Annotated in this window: 22 protein-coding genes; 3 read left to right on the top strand and 19 right to left on the bottom strand. The window is 67.4% G+C overall.

Annotation, left to right across the window (positions count from 1 at the left end):
• Window positions 1–27 precede the first annotated feature (27 nt).
• A complete protein-coding gene (locus BW41_RS10080) occupies window positions 28–2103 on the top strand; it encodes a phosphocholine-specific phospholipase C (protein ID WP_037534121.1) in 2076 nt (691 codons plus the stop codon).
• A 16-nt stretch (window positions 2104–2119) separates the two neighbouring features.
• Here BW41_RS10080 and BW41_RS10085 read toward each other — a convergent pair whose 3' ends face one another.
• Entirely contained in the window at window positions 2120–3262 is a 1143-nt protein-coding gene (locus tag BW41_RS10085; protein WP_051583426.1) for an ROK family protein, read from the bottom strand.
• 100 nt (window positions 3263–3362) lie between these two features.
• Between BW41_RS10085 and BW41_RS10090 the strand changes: the two genes are divergently transcribed.
• Window positions 3363–6188 carry a TonB-dependent receptor gene (locus BW41_RS10090; RefSeq protein ID WP_081793036.1) on the top strand — a complete coding sequence of 942 codons (2826 nt, stop codon included), beginning with the start codon at window positions 3363–3365 and terminating at the stop codon, window positions 6186–6188.
• 10 nt (window positions 6189–6198) lie between these two features.
• Window positions 6199–7137, top strand: a complete 939-nt coding sequence (locus tag BW41_RS10095) for a glycerophosphodiester phosphodiesterase family protein (RefSeq protein WP_037534122.1) — start codon at window positions 6199–6201, stop codon at window positions 7135–7137.
• Window positions 7138–7209: 72 nt separating this feature from the next.
• Here the strand turns inward: BW41_RS10095 and guaA are convergent, their stop codons facing one another.
• The 18 genes from guaA to rpsN form a co-directional block, all read right to left on the bottom strand.
• Window positions 7210–8766, bottom strand: coding sequence for a glutamine-hydrolyzing GMP synthase (gene guaA, locus BW41_RS10100; RefSeq protein WP_037534123.1), 1557 nt, complete (start codon window positions 8764–8766; stop codon window positions 7210–7212).
• A gap of 55 nt (window positions 8767–8821) precedes the next feature.
• A complete protein-coding gene (locus BW41_RS20960; RefSeq protein WP_152542256.1) occupies window positions 8822–9247 on the bottom strand; it encodes a hypothetical protein in 426 nt (141 codons plus the stop codon).
• 13 nt (window positions 9248–9260) lie between these two features.
• On the bottom strand, window positions 9261–9683 hold the full coding sequence (gene rplQ, locus BW41_RS10110; protein ID WP_037534125.1) for a 50S ribosomal protein L17: 423 nt from the start codon (window positions 9681–9683) through the stop codon (window positions 9261–9263).
• 253 nt (window positions 9684–9936) lie between these two features.
• A complete protein-coding gene (locus BW41_RS10115; RefSeq protein WP_037534126.1) occupies window positions 9937–11004 on the bottom strand; it encodes a DNA-directed RNA polymerase subunit alpha in 1068 nt (355 codons plus the stop codon).
• Between the two features lie 83 nt (window positions 11005–11087).
• Window positions 11088–11477: a 30S ribosomal protein S11 gene (gene rpsK, locus BW41_RS10120; protein ID WP_037534130.1), complete on the bottom strand. Its 390-nt coding sequence runs from the start codon at window positions 11475–11477 to the stop codon at window positions 11088–11090.
• 94 nt (window positions 11478–11571) lie between these two features.
• On the bottom strand, window positions 11572–11940 hold the full coding sequence (rpsM, locus tag BW41_RS10125; RefSeq protein WP_037534131.1) for a 30S ribosomal protein S13: 369 nt from the start codon (window positions 11938–11940) through the stop codon (window positions 11572–11574).
• Between the two features lie 228 nt (window positions 11941–12168).
• Window positions 12169–12333, bottom strand: coding sequence for a hypothetical protein (locus BW41_RS10130; RefSeq protein WP_373276440.1), 165 nt, complete (start codon window positions 12331–12333; stop codon window positions 12169–12171).
• A gap of 258 nt (window positions 12334–12591) precedes the next feature.
• Window positions 12592–13932, bottom strand: a complete 1341-nt coding sequence (locus BW41_RS10135; protein WP_037534135.1) for a sensor histidine kinase — start codon at window positions 13930–13932, stop codon at window positions 12592–12594.
• A gap of 40 nt (window positions 13933–13972) precedes the next feature.
• Window positions 13973–14668, bottom strand: coding sequence for a winged helix-turn-helix domain-containing protein (locus tag BW41_RS10140; RefSeq protein ID WP_037534137.1), 696 nt, complete (start codon window positions 14666–14668; stop codon window positions 13973–13975).
• Window positions 14669–15076: 408 nt separating this feature from the next.
• A complete protein-coding gene (locus tag BW41_RS10145) occupies window positions 15077–15727 on the bottom strand; it encodes an adenylate kinase (RefSeq protein ID WP_037534139.1) in 651 nt (216 codons plus the stop codon).
• 33 nt (window positions 15728–15760) lie between these two features.
• Entirely contained in the window at window positions 15761–17125 is a 1365-nt protein-coding gene (secY, locus tag BW41_RS10150) for a preprotein translocase subunit SecY (RefSeq protein WP_037534142.1), read from the bottom strand.
• Between the two features lie 175 nt (window positions 17126–17300).
• Window positions 17301–17843: a 50S ribosomal protein L15 gene (gene rplO / locus BW41_RS10155; protein ID WP_037534143.1), complete on the bottom strand. Its 543-nt coding sequence runs from the start codon at window positions 17841–17843 to the stop codon at window positions 17301–17303.
• 98 nt (window positions 17844–17941) lie between these two features.
• Window positions 17942–18118, bottom strand: a complete 177-nt coding sequence (rpmD, locus tag BW41_RS10160) for a 50S ribosomal protein L30 (protein ID WP_037534144.1) — start codon at window positions 18116–18118, stop codon at window positions 17942–17944.
• Window positions 18119–18123: 5 nt separating this feature from the next.
• Entirely contained in the window at window positions 18124–18882 is a 759-nt protein-coding gene (gene rpsE / locus BW41_RS10165) for a 30S ribosomal protein S5 (RefSeq protein WP_037534146.1), read from the bottom strand.
• A gap of 1 nt (window position 18883) precedes the next feature.
• The gene (gene rplR / locus BW41_RS10170; RefSeq protein WP_037534148.1) at window positions 18884–19243 is read right to left on the bottom strand and encodes a 50S ribosomal protein L18; all 360 of its coding nucleotides are present in this window, start codon (window positions 19241–19243) and stop codon (window positions 18884–18886) included.
• Window positions 19243–19776, bottom strand: a complete 534-nt coding sequence (rplF, locus tag BW41_RS10175; RefSeq protein WP_037534150.1) for a 50S ribosomal protein L6 — start codon at window positions 19774–19776, stop codon at window positions 19243–19245. Before rplF ends, rplR begins: the two co-directional genes overlap by 1 nt.
• A complete protein-coding gene (rpsH, locus tag BW41_RS10180) occupies window positions 19776–20171 on the bottom strand; it encodes a 30S ribosomal protein S8 (protein WP_037534152.1) in 396 nt (131 codons plus the stop codon). The genes rplF and rpsH overlap by 1 nt, the downstream gene beginning before the upstream one ends.
• Window positions 20172–20180: 9 nt before the next feature.
• Entirely contained in the window at window positions 20181–20486 is a 306-nt protein-coding gene (gene rpsN / locus BW41_RS10185) for a 30S ribosomal protein S14 (protein ID WP_037534154.1), read from the bottom strand.
• Window positions 20487–20496: the final 10 nt, after the last annotated feature.

Below are 20496 nucleotides of genomic sequence, written 5' to 3' on the forward strand. Positions count from 1 at the left end.
GTTACATAGCGCGTGTAGCGCAGCGTCATGCCGCCGACTCAGGACCGCCGCAGCTTCATCCGCGCAATGCTCGCGAGCGCCGGTGCCGCCGCCGCATCGACGTCGGCGATCGCGCGGGCGCTCGAACTGCCCGGCCAGCATCGCTTCGGCAGCATCGGCGATGTCGAGCATGTCGTCGTCCTCACCCAGGAAAACCGCGCCTTCGACCATTATTTCGGGACGATGCGCGGCGTGCGCGGCTTCGGTGACCGCTTCGTCGTGCCCGCGCCGCCGCTGGCCGCCGCGCCGAAGCGCACCGTGCTGCTCCAGCCGAACGAACAGGATGGCGCCGCGCCGGCGCTGATCGCGCCGTTCCGCCTCGATACGACGACCGATTTCCGCCTCTACCGGCCGCTCGGCACGCCGCACGGCTTCACCGACAGTCAGGCGGCATGGGACAATGGCCGGATGGGGGCGTGGACGCAGGCCAAGCACAATCACGCCATGGCGCATTTTACCCGCGCCGACCTGCCCTTCCAATATGCGCTCGCCGAGGCGTTCACGCTGTGCGATGCCTATCATTGCGCGATGCACCTGTGCACCAACCCCAACCGGCTGTTCGTCTGGACCGGGACGCACGATCCCGAGGGGCGCGGCCATGGGCCGGTGATCGACAACGAATATGATACGCTCGCCGCCGATCCCTACGGCCATGGCGGCTATCGCTGGACGACCTATCCCGAACGGCTGCTCGCCGCCGGGATCGGCTTCCAGATCTATCAGGACATGGCGGACAATTTCTCCGACAATCCGCTGGTCGGCTTCCGCCGCTATCGCGATGCCGCGGGCGGCACCGGCATGAGCCCGGCCGATGCGCTGCTGGCGCGGCGGACGGTGACGACGCGCTCGCTCGACGATCTGCGCGGTGACGTGCTTGCCAGGCGGCTGCCGCAGGTATCATGGGTGATCGCACCGGCGGCGCTGTCCGAACATCCCGGCGCGTCGACGCCGTTGCAGGGCGGCGACTATGTCGCGCAGGTGCTGGCGGCGCTCACCGCCGATGCCGATGTCTGGGCGCGCACCGTGCTGCTGATCAACTTCGACGAGAATGACGGCCTGTTCGATCATATTCCGCCGCCCGCGCCGCCCGCGCGGATCGACGGCCGGGCGATCGGCGGCAGCGACATCGCCGCCGACGACGAATATCACCGCCTGCCGCAGGCCCCGGCCGACGCCGCCTATCGGAATCGCCCCTATGGCCTCGGCATGCGCGTGCCGCTCTACGTCGTCTCGCCGTGGAGCAAGGGCGGCTTCGTCGCCTCCGAAGTGTTCGACCATACCAGCATCCTTCGCTTCCTCGAGGCGCGGTTCGGCGTGCGTGAGCCCAATATCAGCGCGTGGCGGCGCGCGGTGTGCGGCGATCTGACCAGCTGTTTCGACTTCACCGCGCCCGACGTGACGCGCTTCATGGCGACGCTGCCCGCCACCGCCGCCGCCGCGGCCCGCGCCGCGCAGTTGAAGGAGGTGCCGCCGCCGCTGCCCGACACGCCCGAGGTGCCGGTGCAGGAGCCCGGCGTCCGCCCGCGCCGCGCCACGCCCTATCGGCTCGATGCGGAGGTGACGGCGCAGACGCTGCGGCTGATCAACCGCTCGGCGGCGCGGGCGGTGGTCTTCCACGTCTATGACGCGGCGGACGCCGCGCGGCTACCGGCCCGCTACACCGTCGCCGCGGGCAGCAGCGCCGCGCATCCGCTGCCGCCGGACGGCGCGGCGCTCGATCTGTTCGTGATCGGACCGGATGGCTTCCACCGCCGCCTCGCCGGGCGCGCCGGCATCTTCTCGGTCGCGATCACCGGCGAAACGCTGACGCTCGCCAACCACAGCGACAGCGTACAGACGATCGACATGCAGGATGCGGCCTATGGCGCGCCGCCGCGCGCGATCACCCTGCCGGCGCGGGGCGCGCAGCGGCTGACGCTCGATCTGACCGCCAGCCACGGCTGGTATGATCGCCGCTTCGCCGCAGACGGGCAGGTCTGGCGGATCGCCGGCCAGAGCGGCGCGGGCGGCTATTCCGACCCTGCGCTCGGCGGTGCCGGCGCGCTGCGGGTTGCGGCCGCCTAGCCGCCGAGCGGCAGGGCTAGAAGAACAGATCGAGCAGCGGCAGCAGCCCTGCGCCGAGCGCGACGGTGTCGCCTTCCACCCGGCTCGCCACGACCTGCGGCAGCGGGAAGTGGACGTCGTGCCGCAGCGGCGTCTGCGGCGGCACGATCCGGGCGGCGAGTTCGGCGGCGATATCATGGGGGATACGGCCACCGATCACGACCTTCTCCGGCGAGACGACATGGCCGAGGATGGTGACCAGCATGCCGAACGGCACCACCGCGGCGGCGAGCCAATCCTCCACCCCGGGCGTGTCGCGGGTGATCGCGCCGACCATCGCCTCGACGGTCGCGAACCGTCCGCCCGCGGCATTGACCGCCGCGAGCAGCGCGTCGAGGTTGGGATAGCCGCGATCGAGCAACCACCATACGCCGCCGAAATCGCCGGCATTCGCCATCCAGCTGCGCACCGGCTTGCCATCGATCACCAGCCCGCCGCCGAAGCCGTTGGTGAGGTGACAGTAAGCGAAGGTCGGGCAGGTCCGCCCGGCACCGAGCAGGCTTTCGTGCACCGTCGCCGCGGTCGCATCATTGTCGCAGAGCACCGGCAGGCCGAGCGCCTCGCACAGGATCGCGACCGGATCGACCGTGGCCCAGGGGGCTAGCAGCGGCGGCGGACAGATGCGCAGCGGGTCGCCAACGAAATAGCCGCACATGCCGACGCCCGCGCCGATCAGCCGGCGGGGATCGATGCCGCTTTCGGCGATCAGTCGCTGCTGGAGCCGGCGCAGTTCCGGCACGACGCGCTCGGGCGCCATGTCGGGCATCGCGACACTGGCATAAGCACGGTTCGCGCCGGTGAAATCGACGACCGCCATCGCCACCGCATCGCCGACCACCGCGACGCCGAGCGTATAGGCATAATCCGGCGCGAGCGCGACCATCGCGCTGGGATTGCCCGGCCCCGACGCCTTGCGGCTTGCCAGCGTCACCATGCCGGCGCGCGCGAACTCGCCGACCAGCCGCGCGCCGCTCGATTGCGACAGCGCGAGCAGCCGGACGATATCCGATTGCGCCACCGCCTGCCGCCGGAACAGCAGATCGAAGACCGCACGACCGCCGGTGCTGATCGGTCGGATCCAGTCGGGACGCGGCAGCTGGCCGAGGGGCGCGACGCTCATCCCGATAGCGCTAGCGGCGCTGTCATCAAACGGCAACCCGCAACGAATACTACCCGTGTCGGGCATAATCACCGCTGGCGGTGGTCTGGGGGGACATCATATGCATATTCATCAGGCCGCCTGGCGGCTGTTGCTATCCACGTCGCTGCTTGCCGCGGCCTCCGCCGCACAGGCGCAGCAGGCGACGCCGTCGGACGAAACGGCGGAACCGGCCGACATCATCGTCACCGGCATCCGCCGCGCCAACGCCGCCGCGATCGAGCGCAAGCGCGATGCCGACAATATCGTCGACGTGATCAGCGCCACCGACGTGCGCGAGCTGCCCGATGCGACGATCGTCGAGGCGCTGCGCCGCATCCCCGGCCTGTCGGTGCTGCCGGCGACCGACAACGAGCATCCGCGCGACGAGGCGGCGACGCCGGTGCTGCGCGGGCTCGGGCCGAGCTACAACAGCGTCACGATCGACGGGCTGACGATCGCCTCGCCCGGCACGCCCAACGGCACCTTGGGGTCGATCACCCGCGGCGTGCGGCTCGACATCCTGCCGTCGTCGATGGTCAGCGAGATCCAGGTGGTGAAGACCTTCACCGCCGATCTCGATCCCAACGCCACCGGCGGCGCGATCAACCTCATCACCCGCTCGGCATTCGAGAATGGCGGCAAGCCGTTCATCACCGCCGAAGGTTCGCTCGGCCATGCGAGCGACAACGGCAAGCCCCGCGACCAGCGCGATCCCGGCTACCGCCTGATCGCGACCGCGAGCACCACCTTCGGCCCGGCGAAGCAGTTCGGCCTGACGCTGTCCGCCAATTACCAGACGCTGGCGAGCTTCACCGAAACGCACATGACCACCGACACCGTCCATTACAGCTTCTACAGTGATGCCGGCGCGCTGCTCGCCGGCAATGCGCTCGGCAATGGCTATGCGGTGCCGCAGCAGGACAAATATTGGTACGTCATGAACCAGCGCGACCGGTTCGGCATCACCGGCAAGCTGGAGGCGCATGTCGCCGCCGACGTCGATGCCTTCGTCACCGGCGGCTATTACGTCTTCCGCGACGATATGGAGCGCAACGAGATCATCATCGATCCGCGCAACCGCAATCGCGTCTTCAACCAGACCGCGACCTCGGGCAGCTATCCGGGCGGTGACGTCGAGGTCGGCTATGCCAATCAGATCACCACCGCGCGCACCCGGCTCGTGCAGGCGGGGGTCAGCTGGCGGCCGGCGGCACATCAGCTGCTCAGCTGGCGCGCGTCGCTCTCGAACGCGACCTATCGCGAGCCCATCTTCATGGTCAAATATGCCACCAATCTCTCCCGTCAGGTGGCGGTGGCGACGACCACCAGGGGCAACGGCCCGACGGTCAACGCGACCAAGGACTATGCCTTCACCTACGATACGTCGGGCTTCGACCAGCGTTTCCCGATTGCCGAAGCCGCCTATACCAATCTCGCGAACTACAGCCTGCTCTACTGGCGGCCGGCGAGCGACTATGTCCGGGCGGCGGGCAACCGGATCGTGACGACGCGGCTCGATTACAAGGTCAATCAGGGCCGCGGCGATCGCGGCCTGGGGGCCGCCGTCGGGCTGGCCTATACCGACGACCGCCCGCGGTTCGACATCGGCCGCACCGAATATCAGCCCAATGCCACCGCGCCGGCGCTCAAGATGGCGGATGTGCTCGGCCCCTCGAATGCAGTGATGCCGTATCTCGGCTACACGCTGTTCGCGATCGATCCGGTGCGCGCCCGTGCGCAGGTCGAGGCGGCGCCACGCACCGCCTATAACGCCACCGACCAGCTCGCCTTCAGCAATCAGGACGATTTCACCCACCGCGAAACGCTGTTCGGCGCCTATGGCCTGGCGAGCTATCGCGGCGAACAGCTCAACCTGCAGGTCGGGCTGCGCTACGACGACACGACGCAGACCACGGTCGGCCGCCAGCGGGCCTATGACAAGGCACGCGCGGCCTATGTCTATGCCGACCGGACGACGGGCTCGTCCTATCGCTACCTGCTGCCGTCGACGGTGCTGACCTTCCATGCGACGCCGCTGCTCGATCTGCGCGCCGGCGCCAGCCGTACGCTCGGCCGCCCGCCCTATGACGCTTATGCCGCGCGCACCTCGATCAGCTTCGCCAGTCCCAATGACGTCGGCCAAGCCAATGCGGTCGACGTGAAGGTCACGATCGGCGCGCCGGACATTCGCCCGCGCGTGTCCAACAATCTCGACCTCGCCGCCGACGTGCGGCTTACGCCCTTCGGCGGGATGGCGTCGCTCGCCGCGTTCGACAAGCGGATCAGCAACGAGATCTTCACGCTGACCAGCATCGCGCCCTTCACCTTCGACGGCACGACCTATGCCAACGCCAGCATCAGCACGCCGGCCAACGCCGCCGCCGCGCATATCCGCGGCCTGGAGGGGTCGCTGATCCTCAACACGTTGCGGCCGGTCGCCGGCTTCCTCAGCGGCTTCGGCCTGTCGGCCAATGCGGCGCTGCTCAACGGGCGGATGACCGTGCCCTATTCGGTGACGACCAAGACCGGTTCGGGGACGACCACGACGCTCGTCTCGCGCTCGCTCGATCGCCTCGTCGGCCAGCCCGACCGGGCGCTCAACATCACCGGCTTCTACAATGCCGGCGGCTTCGAATTGCGCGCCGCGTGGAACCGACAGGGCAAGGCGTTGCGCACGATCATCAGCAACATCAGCTGGCAGGACCTCTATTGGGCGCCGCGCAGCCAGGTCGATCTGTCGGCGACGTACAGGATGGCCTCGGGCGTCAGCCTGATCGGACAGATCGGCAACGTCACCCACCACCGCATCACCAGCCTGACCGGCCCCGGCCGGACATTGCTCAAGGACAGCTATTCGGTGCCGACCACCTTCTGGCTCGGCCTCCGCGTCACGCCCCGCTTCTGAGAGGATCGTCATGACCAGCAGGACCATCATCGCCGCGCTCGCGCTCGCGGCGACGCCCGCCGCGGCCGCGGCTCCGCCCGGCGGGGTCGCGGCGATCGCGGCACGGCTGATGAACCCGGACGGCGGCATCGTCGTCGTCGCGCACCGCGGCTGCCACAATCCGGCGCCGCGCCACGGACAGCCGCAGTCGGTGCCGGAAAATTCGCGCGCGGCGCTCGAACGCTGCGTCGCGATCGGCGCGGACGTGATGGAGACCGACGTGCGGCGCTCCGCCGACGGCGTGCTGGTGATGATTCACGACGCCACCGTCGACCGCACCACCGACGGCAGCGGCGCGGTCGACCGACTGACCTGGGCGCAGCTCGCGGCGCTGCGGCTGCGCGACGACGAGGGCGGGCCGCATGCGGCGCCGACCGACGAACGAATGCTGACGCTCGACCAGATGCTCGCGCTCGCCAAGGGGCGGATCATCCTCAACCTCGACATCAAGGCGAACATCTATGTCGAGGTCGCCGCCGCGGTGCGCCGGGCCGGCATGACCCGGCAGATCATCATCAAAAGCGAGGTCGGCCCGGATACGCCGGCCATGGCGGCGCTGCCGCCGTTCGACGCGCTGCCCTATATGCCGATCCCGCTCAATGCGCAGGGCAAGGCGAATATCGCCGCGATCGTGACGCGGCAGGTGACCGGCGCCCATCCGATCGGCGTCGAGCTGCCGCGGATGGCGGCGGAGCACTTGCCCGCCATCGCCGCCATCGCGCGCGCGCATCGCGTGCGGCTGTGGATCAACACCTTGTGGGAGGGATTCCTCGCCGATTACGGCGGCGACATCCAGGCGCTGCGCGATCCCGACCGGGTCTGGGGCCGTCTGTACCGCGACGGCGTCACCATCCTGCAGACCGACGAGCCCGAGGCCCTGCTCCGCTATCGCGACTCCCTGTCGCGTTAGCGGCGCTGCGGGGCGCGCCACAAGGCACGAACGGCGCGGGCATCGCTGCCCGCGCCGTTCACGGGCGTCCGATCATTCCCATTCGATCGTGCCGGGCGGCTTGCTCGTGTAATCGTAGACGACGCGGTTGACGCCGCGGACCTCGTTGACGATCCGCGTCGCGACGCGCGGCAGGAAGTCGCTCGGGAAATCGAAGACCTCGGCGGTCATGCCGTCGGTCGAGGTGACCGCGCGCAACGCCAGCACATGGTCGTAGGTGCGACCGTCGCCCATCACACCGACGGTGCGCACCGGCAGCAGCACCGCGAACGCCTGCCAGATCGCATCGTAGAGGCCGGCGTTGCGGATCTCCTCGAGATAGATCGCATCCGCCTTGCGCAGGATGTCGCAGCGCTCGCGCGTCACCTCGCCCGGGATGCGGATCGCGAGGCCCGGCCCCGGGAAGGGGTGGCGGCCGACGAAGACCTCGGGCAGCCCCAGTTCGCGGCCCAGCGCGCGCACCTCGTCCTTGAACAATTCGCGCAAGGGCTCGACGAGCTTCATGTTCATCCGCTCGGGCAGGCCACCGACATTGTGGTGGCTCTTGATCGTCACCGACGGGCCACCGGTGAAGCTGACGCTCTCGATCACGTCGGGGTAGAGCGTGCCCTGCGCGAGGAAATCCGCTCCGCCGATCTTCTTCGCCTCCGCCTCGAACACGTCGATGAAGGTCTTGCCGATGAACTTGCGCTTCGCCTCGGGATCGGTGACGCCGGCGAGGCCGTCCATGAACAGGTCCTGCGCCTCCACATGGACGAGCGGGATATGGTAATGGCCGCGGAACAGGCTGACGACCTGTTCGGCCTCCCCTGCCCGCAGGATGCCGCCGTCGACGAAGACGCAGGTGAGCTGGTCGCCGATCGCCTCGTGGATCAGCAAAGCGGCGACCGACGAATCGACACCGCCCGACAGGCCGCAGATCACCTTGGCATCACCGACCTGCGCGCGGATCTCGGCGATCTTGGCGGCGCGGAACTCGGCCATCGTCCAGTCGCCGGCGAGGCCGCAGACGCGCCGCGCGAAATTGGCGATCAGCTTGCCGCCGTCCGGGGTATGCACCACCTCCGGGTGGAACTGGACGCCGTAGAAGCGGCGCGCCTCGTCGGCGACGATCGCATAAGGCGCGCCTTCCGAAGTGGCTACGGGCGTGAAGCCGGGCGGGATCGCATCGACCTTGTCGCCGTGGCTCATCCACACCTGATGGCGCTCGCCCGTCGCCCACAGGCCGTCGAACAGCGCGCAGGGCGCCTTCACCTCGACATAGGCCTTGCCGAACTCGCCGCCGTCGCCGGAGACGATGACATTGCCGCCGAGCTGCCGGCTCATCAGCTGCTGACCGTAGCAGATGCCGAGGATCGGCACGCCGGCCTCGAAGAAGCGCTGCGGCGCGCGCGGGCTATGGTCGAGCGTGACCGAGGCGGGTCCGCCCGACAGGATGATGCCGGCGGGCTTGAGCCGGTCGAACGCCTCTTCGGCGGACTGGAACGGCGCGACTTCGCTGTAGACGCCGGCTTCGCGGACGCGGCGGGCGATGAGCTGGGTCACCTGGCTGCCGAAATCGACGATCAGGATGGTGTCGGTATGCTGCATGCGCGCCCGCATAGCAAAGCGGGCGGACTCCGCCAGCCGATTTTGGCACCAGCGGTTATTGCAGGCCGGGCGGCAGCTTGAGGACGAGCGGTACGGTGCCGGCATCGGTTCCGGCGGGATCGCGGATGTGGTCGCCTTGGCGACGCAGGTCGTTTGCCTCGTCCTGCGCCGCCGGCTTGCCGATCCCCAGCGCCCTCAGCGCGAACAGGCCGCCGATAAGGCCAACACTGCCTGCCCCGACATATGCACCGCGGCGCTCCATTTGCAGACGCTCGGAACTCGGTGTCGAGATCGGCGTGCGCTGCGGCTGATAGGCGCAGGCCGATGCCGCCAGTGCCGGAACGACGATCCTCCACCGATACAGCATGGACTGCCCCCGCATTCCCTGTGTCTGGATAGTATATAGGTCTATATCTGACACAACGGTTACCGGCACAAAAAAAGGGCGCGCCGTGCGGGCGCGCCCTTCGTCTTCGAACAAAGCGAAACGCCAATCAGGCGGCTTCGTCGAAATCCTCGTCCGACTGGACCGGACCCGAATCCTGGCCCTTCGCCGAGACGTCACGGTCGACGAACTCGATGATCGCCATCGGCGCGGCGTCCGAGGCGCGGATGCCGGCCTTGATGATGCGGGTATAGCCGCCGTTGCGGTTCGCATAGCGCTCGGCGAGCACGTCGAACAGCTTCACCAGCTGCGCATCGTCGAGCAGGCGGGCGTGCGCCAGACGACGGTTCGACAGGCCGCCCTTCTTGGCGAGCGTGACCAGCTTCTCGACGTAGGGACGCAGTTCCTTCGCCTTGGCGACGGTGGTGGTGATCTGCTCATGCTTGATGAGCGCGGCCGACTGGTTGCGGAACAGGGCCAGACGATGGGCCGAGGTACGCTGCAGCTTCCGGCCGCCGACGCGATGACGCATAGATAATTCCTTCGTTCGTTAAGGGGCCGTTTGACGGAATCCCCAGACCAGGCGGTTCGTAACGGGCCACCGCCATTCGGGCCCTTGTACAGATCGGATCGCACGGTGGACGCGCGTTCCTGGGGCCGCCGGGTGGCGATGCGGCGAAGCCGCATCGGTCACGTCGGACGGGCAGGATTGCGACTGTGTCGCGCTCCTGCCCGTCGGCCGGGCTATCGCCGTCTTCGAGATAGCAGGGCTATCCCGCTGCGGCTCAGCCCATGATCTCCTGCTCGAGCTTCTTGGCCATCTCTTCGATGTTCTCGGGCGGCCAGCCCGGGATCTCCATGCCGAGGCGCAGGCCCATCGACGAGAGGACTTCCTTGATCTCGTTGAGCGACTTGCGGCCGAAGTTCGGGGTCCGGAGCATCTCCGCCTCGGTCTTGCCGACGAGATCACCGATATAGATGATATTGTCGTTCTTGAGGCAGTTGGCCGAACGCACCGACAGTTCGAGCTCGTCGACCTTCTTGAGCAGATAGCGGTTGATCTGCTGCGTGTCGCCGGCCGCGTCGCCGCCAGCCGCCGGAGCAGCCGCCTGGCCGATCGGAGCGGACGAACGGGTGATCGCCGAATCGTCGAAGTGCACGAACAGCGCGAGCTGGTCCTGCAGGATACGGCCGGCATAGGCCACCGCATCCTCGGGCGTGACGGTGCCGTCGGTCTCGATCGTCAGCGTCAGCTTGTCATAATCGAGGTCCTGACCGACGCGGGTCGGGTCGACCTTGTACGACACCTGGCGCACCGGCGAGTAGAGCGCGTCGACCGGGATCAGGCCGATCGGCGCATCGGCCGGACGGTTGGCGGTCGCCGGGACATAGCCCTTCCCGATATCGGCGGTCAGCTCCATGTTGAGCGTCGCGCCCTCATCGAGGTGGCAGAGCACGAGATCGGGGTTCATCACCTCGATGTCGCCCGACACGGCGATATCGCCGGCCTTGACCTCGCCCGGACCCGTCGCCGACAGCTGGAGCCGCTTGGGGCCTTCGCCCTGCATGCGGATCGCGATCTGTTTGACGTTGAGGACGATGTCGGTGACGTCCTCGCGCACGCCGGCGAGGCTCGAAAATTCGTGCAGCACGTTCTCGATCTTGATCGAGGTCACGGCCGCGCCCTGCAGCGAGGAGAGCAGCACGCGACGCAATGCGTTGCCGAGCGTCAGGCCGAAGCCACGCTCCAGCGGCTCGGCGACGAAGGTCGCCTTCCGCTTGCCGTCGCCGCCCTTTTTCTCAAGGCCGTTGGGCTTCTTCAGTTCCTGCCAGTTCTTTGCATTGACAGACACAGGTGTCCCCTAATTTGGGCCGGAACGGGGGCAGCTCCAGCCGGGAGAAAAACGCGCCGACTCGTCAGCCGGCGCGTGGAAGATCAGACGCGGCGACGCTTCGACGGCCGCACGCCATTGTGCGGGATCGAGGTGACGTCGCGGATCGAGGTGATCTGGAAACCGACCGCCTGCAGCGCGCGAAGCGCCGATTCGCGGCCCGAACCCGGGCCCTTGACCTCGACTTCAAGGGTGCGGACGCCGTGCTCGGCGGCCTTCTTGCCGGCGTCTTCCGCAGCGACCTGCGCGGCGTACGGCGTCGACTTGCGGCTGCCCTTGAAGCCCATCGCACCGGCCGACGACCACGAGATGGCATTGCCCTGCGCGTCGGTGATGGTGATCATGGTGTTGTTGAAGCTGGCGTTCACGTGCGCGACGCCGGCGGTGATGTTCTTGCGTTCGCGACGGCGAATACGCTGCGGTTCACGTGCCATTATGGGTATTCCTGACCTTTAGTCCTGAGGCGGAAGCCGGGAGGCAATCAGCCTCGTACCAGCCTCCGGCGGAGCAATTCGTCCCCCGGACGAATTACTTCTTCTTGCCCGCGATCGGCTTCGCCTTGCCCTTGCGGGTGCGCGCGTTGGTGTGCGTGCGCTGGCCGCGGACCGGCAGGCCCTTGCGGTGACGCAGGCCACGGTAGCAGGCGAGATCCATCAGGCGCTTGATGTTCATCGCGGTTTCGCGACGCAGATCGCCTTCCACGGTGTGATCGGCGTCGATCGTCTCGCGGATCTGGAGCACTTCCTGATCGGTCAGGTCCTGAACACGACGCTCGGGCGCGATGTTCAGCTTGGCAGTGATTTCCTTCGACTTGGTCAGGCCAATGCCGTGGATGTAGGTCAGCGCGATCACCACGCGCTTGTTGGTCGGGATGTTGACACCCGCGATACGTGCCATGAAATGTTTCTCCTAGCTCCACGGAGCACGGCATGGCCGCACGCGCTCCATCTCGTCGCATCCTTCGCACCACACCGGCGGTCCGCATTTCACGCAAAAGGCGACGAGCGCAGTCCGCGCGTCGCCGGATACCGGTATGTCGAAGACCGGTGCAGGTAGGCGCGCGCAAACGCGGTGTCAAGCGACTGGTTCCCGTCGCCAATCACGGCCGGTGCGCGCCCGCGCCCGTCACATCAGCGGGAACGGCGCCCTGGCGGTGAAGGCCATGATCAGCAGCATGATCGACAGCCCTGCCGACAGGCCGCAGAGCAGATAGCCGACATATTGCAGCATCGGCGGATTGGGCCGCGCCAGCCTGGCGTTGCGGCTCGCGCCCTGCAGAACGAAACTCATCAGCATGCTGTACGTAAAGACGATCGCCCCAAGCATAATGCTCCTCTTGCCGTCACCGGCGCAAAGCCCCCGCGCAGCCCCCCGGCCGCACGCTCAACCGGCTCCAGCCTTATCCCGCTGCGCCTGACAAGAGGTTAACCATCGGCCGGGCATGAAACGCGACGAGCGTCCGGATCGCGGGGGACGGCGCGGGGTTCAGGATGCGGGCTGGTGACGGAGCGTGTGAGCGCCGGACCTCGATAAACCCGGGCCGGCCGTTCACGTCACCGGCAGCACGATCCGCGCGACCAGTCCCGGCACGTTGTCGGCAAGCTCGAACCGGCCGTTGTGCAACCGCGCCACCGCCTCGATCAGCGCCATGCCAAGCCCCGCCCCCGGCGTGGTGCGCGCCGCGTCGAGGCGACCGAAGCGCTTGAGCGCCTGTGCGCGATCGGCCACCGCGATGCCGCTGCCGCGATCCTCGACCTGGATCGCAATCTCCTGCGCGTGACAGACGAGGCGCAGCGTGAGCGTCTTGCCGCTCGCCGCATGTTTCAGGGCATTGTCGATCAGATTGGTGATCGCCTGGCTGAGCAGTTCGCGGTGCAGCAGCATCGCCGGCGCCGACGGATCGATCGCGACGGTGAAGGCGAAGCCCGCCTCTTCCGCCACCGGCTCGTAAAGTTCGGCGATCTCCTCGACCAGTTCGGCCGGCTCGACGAGGATGAAGCGTTCGCGCGACACCGATTCGGAGCGGCTGATCTCGATCACCATCGTCAGCATCCGCATGACCAGGTCGGTCTCGACCAGCAGGCCGCCGAGCGCCGCCTCGCGCGCCGCGGGATCGGCGATCAGCACCGCCTGTTCGGTCTTGGTGCGCAGCCGGGTCAGCGGCGAGCGCAGATCGTGCGCCATCGAATCGGTGACGACGCGCAGCTCGACCATCAGCCGTTCGAGCTTGGCGAGCATCAGGTTGAGCTGGTTGGCGAGCCGGTCGAAGGCGTCGCGACGCGCCGGCGCGACCGGCACGCGGCGCGACAGATCGCCCTCCCCCGCCGCCTCGATCACCGCGGCGATGCGGTTGAGCCGCATCCCGACATAGCGGGCGAGGACCAGCCCCGCCGCGACGCCGAGCACCAGCGACAGCAGCACCGCCACCGCCAGCGCATCCTCGATCGCATGCCGCTCCGCCTCGACGAGATCGAGCCGCCGCCCGGTCAGCAGCCAGTGGTCGCCGATCGGGCGCAGCGTATAGCCGATGTCGTTGGTGGCGGCGCCGGGATCGAAATCGGCGACGCGGAAGGTGGTCGGGGTCAGCGGCACCGGGATGCGCGCGGGCGCATAGCCGGCGATGCGGGTGCCGCTGCGGTCGAGCACCGCGAGCAGGAGCGCGGTGTCACCGGCGACGCGGGCATGTTCGATCGCCTCGGTCACCGCGGTCAGGCCATCGGCCCGGTAGATCGCCCGCATCGCATCGGATTGCTCGATCGTCTCGCGCCGGACGGTGCCGAGCACCGCCGCATCCGTCTGTTTCCACACGAAACCAACCAGCACGAGGTTGGATACCAGCGCCAGCGCGATCGACAGCAGGGCGATGCGGGCGGTGACGGACAGACGCATGACCCGACCTAGCCGAGCCATCGTCAAAAGCGAACCTCGATTAGACGGGATCGGCCGCAAGACGATAACCGGCACCGCGCACGGTGTGCAGGATCGGCGACGGGAAACCGTCCTCGAGCTTGCGACGCAGGCGGCCGATATGCACGTCGACGACGTTCGAACCCGGATCGAAATGATAGTTCCAGATCTTCTCGAGCATCATCGTGCGGGTGACCACCTGGCCGGCGTGGCGGGCGAGGAATTCGAGCAGGTTGAACTCACGCGCGCCGAGCGGGATGTTGCGGCCGGCGCGGGTGACGTGGCGGGCGAGCAGGTCGATCTCCAGATCGCCGACCGCGAGCTTGGTCTTGGTCGGCTCGGTGGCGACACGATCGCTGCGGCGGACGAGCGCCTCGATCCGCGCCGACAGTTCGGCGAAGGAGAAGGGCTTGCAGAGATAGTCGTCGGCGCCGGCCTTGAGGCCGTCGACGCGATCGTCGACCGCGGCGAGCGCGGACAGCACCAGTACCGGCGTATCGATGCCCGCGGCGCGGATCGCGCTGACCATCGACAGGCCGTCGAGGCCCGGCAACATCCGGTCGGCGATGATCAGGTCGAAGATTCCCTCGCTGGCGAGGAACAGGCCGTCTCGGCCATCCCGCGCGGATTCGACGGAATAGCCGGCCTCGGACAGGCCCTTGGCGAGATAGGCGGCGGTCGAGCTATCATCCTCGACGATCAGGATCTTGCGGCTCACGATGGTTTGCTCACGCCTCCATTCCCAACGGAAAGACCGGCGGAAAGCATCCCTTCCGCCGGCCCCTACGGCACCCCCGGGAGTGTCGGGTACCGATCTCGTCAACCTTGCCGACCGTTGCTGCGACCGTGAGGCACAACTTAGGCTCGCCAAGGTAGCGGGGCCGTGACCGGATTATGACATTAAATTCATAGCCGTGGCAATGTGAGGGGATGCGGGGGCGTGACATCTCCCCTTCCTTCGTCATCCCGGCGAAAGCCGGGATCCATGGACACGGAACAAGGATGAGGCGCGCAGTCGCTGGCGACACCGTATCCATGGATCCCGGCCTTCGCCGGGATGACCAGATTAGGGGAGAAGCGAAGGGAGAACACCAACCGCCAACGCGGCAAATACCCTCCCGCGCCGTTACGCCTCGCCGTCGAGGATCGTCGCGATCGCCTGCGTGACGTGATCGATGTCGGCCATGCCGTTGACGCGCTGCACCAGCCCGCGCGCTTCGTAGATCGGCAGGATCGGCGCGGTCTTGGCGCGATATTCGGCCATCCGCGTCTGCACCGTCGCGGCATTGTCGTCGGGACGGCGCTTGAATTCGGTGCCGCCGCAGACGTCGCAGACGCCCGCCACCGCCGGCAGCTTGAACCGGTCGTGATAGCCCTCACCGCAGGTCGCGCAGGTGTAGCGGCCCTCGACGCGCTCGATCAACGCCGCCTCGTCCACTTCCAGCTCGATGACGTGGTCGAGCGTCATGCCGCGCGCGTCGAGCAGTTCGTCAAGCGCCATCGCCTGCGCGGCGGTGCGCGGATAGCCGTCGAAGATCGCGCCGCCCCCGACCCCCTGATCGAGCCGCTCGCCGATCAGCGCCGAGACGATCGCGTCGGAGACGAGCTCGCCCGCCTCCATCACCGCCTTGGCCTGCAGCCCGACGGGCGTGCCCGCCTTGACCGCAGCGCGCAGCATGTCGCCGGTCGACAATTGCTGCATCCCGCGCGTCGCCATCAGCGCCTGCGCCTGGGTGCCCTTGCCCGCCCCTGGCGGCCCGAGAAGGATGATGTTCACGCGAGCACTCCCTGTTTGGCTCGTGGACCGAGATTAACGGAGGCGCCCGCCCTTCAGCTTCGCCTTCTTGATCAGGTCGCCATATTGATGCGCCAGCAGATGGCTCTGGATCTGCGTCACCGTATCCATCGTCACGTTGACGACGATCAGCAGGCTGGTGCCGCCGAGATAGAAGGGGATCGACAGCGCCGACACCAGATATTCCGGCAGCAGGCAGATGATCGTCAGATAGGCCGCCCCGATCACGGTGATCCGCGTCAGCACATAGTCGAAATAATTCTCGGTGTTCTTGCCCGGGCGGATGCCGGGGATGAACCCGCCATAGCGCTTCAGATTGTCGGCGGTCTCTTCCGGATTGAAGACGATCGCGGTGTAGAAGAACGAGAAGAAGATGATGCCGGCGGCGTAGAGTGCCATGTACACCGGCTGGCCGTGCGCCAGATACTGGTTGAGGGTGATGATGAAATCGCCCCACTTCGACTGACCCGCGACGCGCTGGCCGGCGAACTGGCTGATCGTCAGCGGCATCAGCAGCAGCGACGAGGCGAAAATTGGCGGGATGACGCCCGCGGTGTTGATCTTGAGCGGCAGGTGGCTGCGATCCGCCTGCATGCCGCGCTGCGTTTGGCGCTTGGGATATTGGATCAGGATGCGGCGCTGCGCGCGCTCCATGAAGCAGATGAACAGGATCAGCGCGACGACCGCGACGATGATGCCGATCAGCCGCACCGCGTCGATCGACCCGGACCGGCCGCCCTCGAGCAGATTGACCAGGGTCGTCGGCAGATGCGCGACGATGCCGGCCATGATGATGAGCGACACGCCGTTGCCGATGCCGCGGCTGGTGATCTGCTCGCCCAGCCACATCAGGAACATCGTGCCGCCGATCAGCGAGATCACCGCGGCGATGCGGAAGGTCATGCCCGGCTCGATCACCGCGGCGACGCCGTTGCTCGCCGACAGCGCCTCGAGCCCGACGGCGATGAAATAGCCCTGGATCGCGGTCAGCGCGACGGTGCCGTAGCGGGTGTACTGGTTGAGCTTCTTGCGGCCCGATTCGCCCTCCTTCTTGATCGCGGCGAGCTGCGGCGACAGCGAGGTCGACAGCTGCACGACGATCGAGGCGGTGATGTACGGCATCACGCCGAGCGCGATCAGCGACATGCGGCTGAGCGATCCGCCCGAGAAGGTGTTGAAGAAATCGAGCACGCCGCCCGTGGTGCGCTGGCTGAGCAGGCCGAGCGCAGTCGGGTCGATGCCCGGCAACGGCACATAGCTCAGCAGCCGGAAGACGATCAGCGCGCCGATCGTGAACCACAGCCGCTTCTTGAGGTCGGTCGCCTGCGCGAATTTCGCGAGGCTGATGCTTTGCGCCATCTGGTCGGCTGCGGATGCCATGCGTGTGTCCTGGAAACAAAAACGGCGGGATGCGTTTGAACCGCCCCGCCGCTCATATAAGCGCTCAACGCGCCTTGTCTAATCGCGACGCTCGACGTTCGGCTCTTTATCGAGCCCGCGGTCGCTCCCCGCCCTGCCGAACCCGGTCCGGCAAGGCGAATGGAGACAACCGGCGTTACGCCTTGAACGACGCCTTCTTTTCCTGACGCGCCTTGTACTGCACGCCCTTCTTGGCGGCAGCCTTCTCGGCGGCGGGGACGATCGTCGGGATATCGAGCGAACCGCCGGTCTTCTCGACCTGCGCACGCGCACCCGCCGAAGCGCCGGCGACGTGGAAGGCGAGCTTGGTGGTCAGCTCACCCTTGGCGAGCAGACGCACGCCGTCCTTGCCGCCACGGACGAGGCCGGCCGCCTTGAGCGCCGCCTGGTCGATCGTGCCCTCGGCCGACAGCTTGCCCGAATCGATCGCCTTCTGGATCGCGCCGGTGTTCACCTCGGCATAATCCTTGGCGAAGATGTTGTTGAAGCCGCGCTTCGGCAGACGCATGTGGAGCGGCATCTGGCCGCCTTCGAAGCCGGCGATGCTGACGCCCTCGCGGCTCTTCTGACCCTTGACGCCGCGGCCGCCCGTCTTGCCCTTGCCCGAGCCGATACCGCGTCCGACGCGGATCTTGGACTTGCGGGCACCCTGGTTGTCGCGGAGATCGTTCAGTTTCATGATATGCACTCGCTTTCGCTTTTGTCGCGCTGATGGAAAAAGGAAGGGGGCCGCCTAGCCCCCTTCCCCGTATTTGTCACTGGGTTCGGAGCGAGGGCTTAGCCCTGCACTTCGACCATGTGCTGCACCTTGCGGATCATCCCGCGGACCTCGGGGCTGTCCTGCAGCTCCGAGACCTTGTGCATCTTGTTGAGGCCGAGGCCGATCAGCGTCGCGCGCTGATCCTTGGTGCGGCGGATCGGCGAACCGGTCTGCTTGATCTTGATCGTCGCCATTTCGATTACTCCACGACGGCCGCAGCATCCGCCTCGGCGGTCTGCGACCCACCGCGGCCGAGCAGGTCGGCGATCTTCTTGCCACGACGCTGTGCGACCGACTTCGGCGAAGTCTGATCCCCCAGCGCCTCGAAGGTGGCGCGGATCATGTTGTACGGGTTGGACGTACCGACCGACTTGGTCACCACGTCGGCCACGCCGAGCGATTCGAAGATGGCGCGCATCGGGCCACCCGCGATGATGCCGGTGCCCTGCGGCGCCGAGCGCAGCGTCACGCGACCGGCACCGAAGTGGCCGTTGCCGTCGTGATGCAGCGTGCGACCGTCCTTGAGCGGCACGCGGACCATCGCCTTCTTCGCGGCCGCAGTGGCCTTGGAGATGGCTTCCGGCACTTCGCGCGCCTTGCCGTGACCGAAGCCGACCCGGCCCTTGCCGTCGCCCACGACGACCAGCGCCGCGAAGCCGAAGCGCTTGCCGCCCTTCACCGTCTTCGAGACGCGGTTGATGTGGACCAGCTTCTCGATCAGCTCTTCACCGCCGTCGTCCTGACCGCCGCGACGATCGTCGCGACGACCGCCACGGCCGCCGTCACGACCACCACGATTGCCGCCGGGGCCACCGGGACCGCGACCGCTGCCGCCGCCACGGCCGCCACGCGGACCGCCACGGCCGGCGAAGCCGCCCTGCTGGCCGCCCTGCGCTGCGCCGGCGTCCGGGGTGGCGCCTTCAGCCGCTGCGGGCTGCACGTTGTTCTCGTCAGCCATATTAGAACTCCAATCCGGCGGCACGCGCCGCTTCCGCCAGCGCCTTGACGCGGCCATGGAACAGGAAGCCACCGCGATCGAACACGACCTGCGTCACGCCCGCGGCCTTCGCCGCTTCCGCCACGCGGGTGCCGACGGCCGTCGCCGCCGCGATGTTCGCGCCCGACTGGTCGCGCACGTCCTTTTCCAGCGTCGAGGCCGACGCGACGGTCTTGCCGGCGACGTCGTCGATGACCTGGGCATAGATGTGCTTGCCCGAACGATGCACCGACAGCCGCGGACGGGTGCCGGCACGCGCCTTCAGCGCGGTACGATTGCGCCGACGGCGCTTCGCGAAGAGAGAGAGACCCTTGGTGCTCATTACTTCTTTTTCCCTTCCTTGCGGAAGATGAACTCGCCGTCGTACTTGATGCCCTTGCCCTTGTACGGCTCGGGCTTGCGCCACTGACGGATTTCCGCGGCCAGCTGGCCGACCTTCTGCTTGTCCGAGCCGCTGATCTCGACGGTCGTCGCGTCGGGCGTCTTGACCTCGATGCCTTCCGGCACGTCGATGTTGACGTCGTGGCTGTAGCCGAGCTGCAACTTGAGCGTGCGACCCTGCGCCGCGGCGCGATAGCCAACGCCGGTGATGAGCAGCTTCTTGGTAAAGCCGTCGGTCACGCCGGTGACGAGGTTCTGCACCATCGTGCGCTGCATGCCCCAGAAGGCACGGGCGCGCTTGGTGTCATTCGCCGGCTGCACCGAGATGCCGCCGTCTTCCAGCGTGTAGCTGATCTCATCGCGCATCGGCATGGTCAGGGTGCCCTTGGGGCCCTTCATGCTGATGACGCCGTTGCTGATCGTCGGGGTGACGTTCGCCGGTACGGGGACCGACTTCTTGCCGATGCGGCTCATCAGAAGACCTCCGCGAGCACTTCGCCACCGACATTCTGCTCGCGCGCTTCCGCGTCGGACAGAACGCCACGCGGCGTCGAGACGATGGTGATGCCGAGGCCGTTGCGGACGCGCGGCAGTTCCTGCGAACCGGAATAGACGCGGCGGCCGGGCTTCGAGACGCGCGCGACATGCTTGATCGCCGGCTGGCCTTCGAAATACTTCAGCTCGATGCGAACGCCCGCGGCGGGGCCCATCTGCTCGTCGCTATAGCCACGGATATAGCCTTCGCGCTGCAGCACGTCGAGCACGCGGATGCGCAGCTTCGACGCCGGCGAGAGGACGGAGTCCTTCTTGGCGCGCTGGCCGTTGCGGATGCGGGTGAGCAGGTCACCCAGGGGATCGGTCACTGCCATGATGATTCCTTACCAGCTCGACTTGGTGAGACCGGGGATCATGCCCTTATTGGCCAGATCGCGGAGCATCACACGGGCGAGACGGAACTTGCGGTAATAGGCACGCGGGCGGCCGGTGATCTCGCAACGGTTGCGGATCCGGGTCGGGTTCGCGTTGCGCGGCAGTTCCGCCATCTTGAGGCGGGCGATCAGCCGCTCGCTCTCGTCGAGGCTCAGGTCATTGGCCATCGCCTTCAGCTTCGCCAGCTTGGGAGCATATTGCTTCACAAGCTTCTTGCGACGCTCATTCTTGTTGATCGAACTCAGTTTCGCCATGGACTTAAGC

The sequence above is a fragment of the Sphingomonas sp. RIT328 genome (genome assembly GCF_000632225.1).
Taxonomy (GTDB): domain Bacteria; phylum Pseudomonadota; class Alphaproteobacteria; order Sphingomonadales; family Sphingomonadaceae; genus Sphingomonas; species Sphingomonas kyungheensis.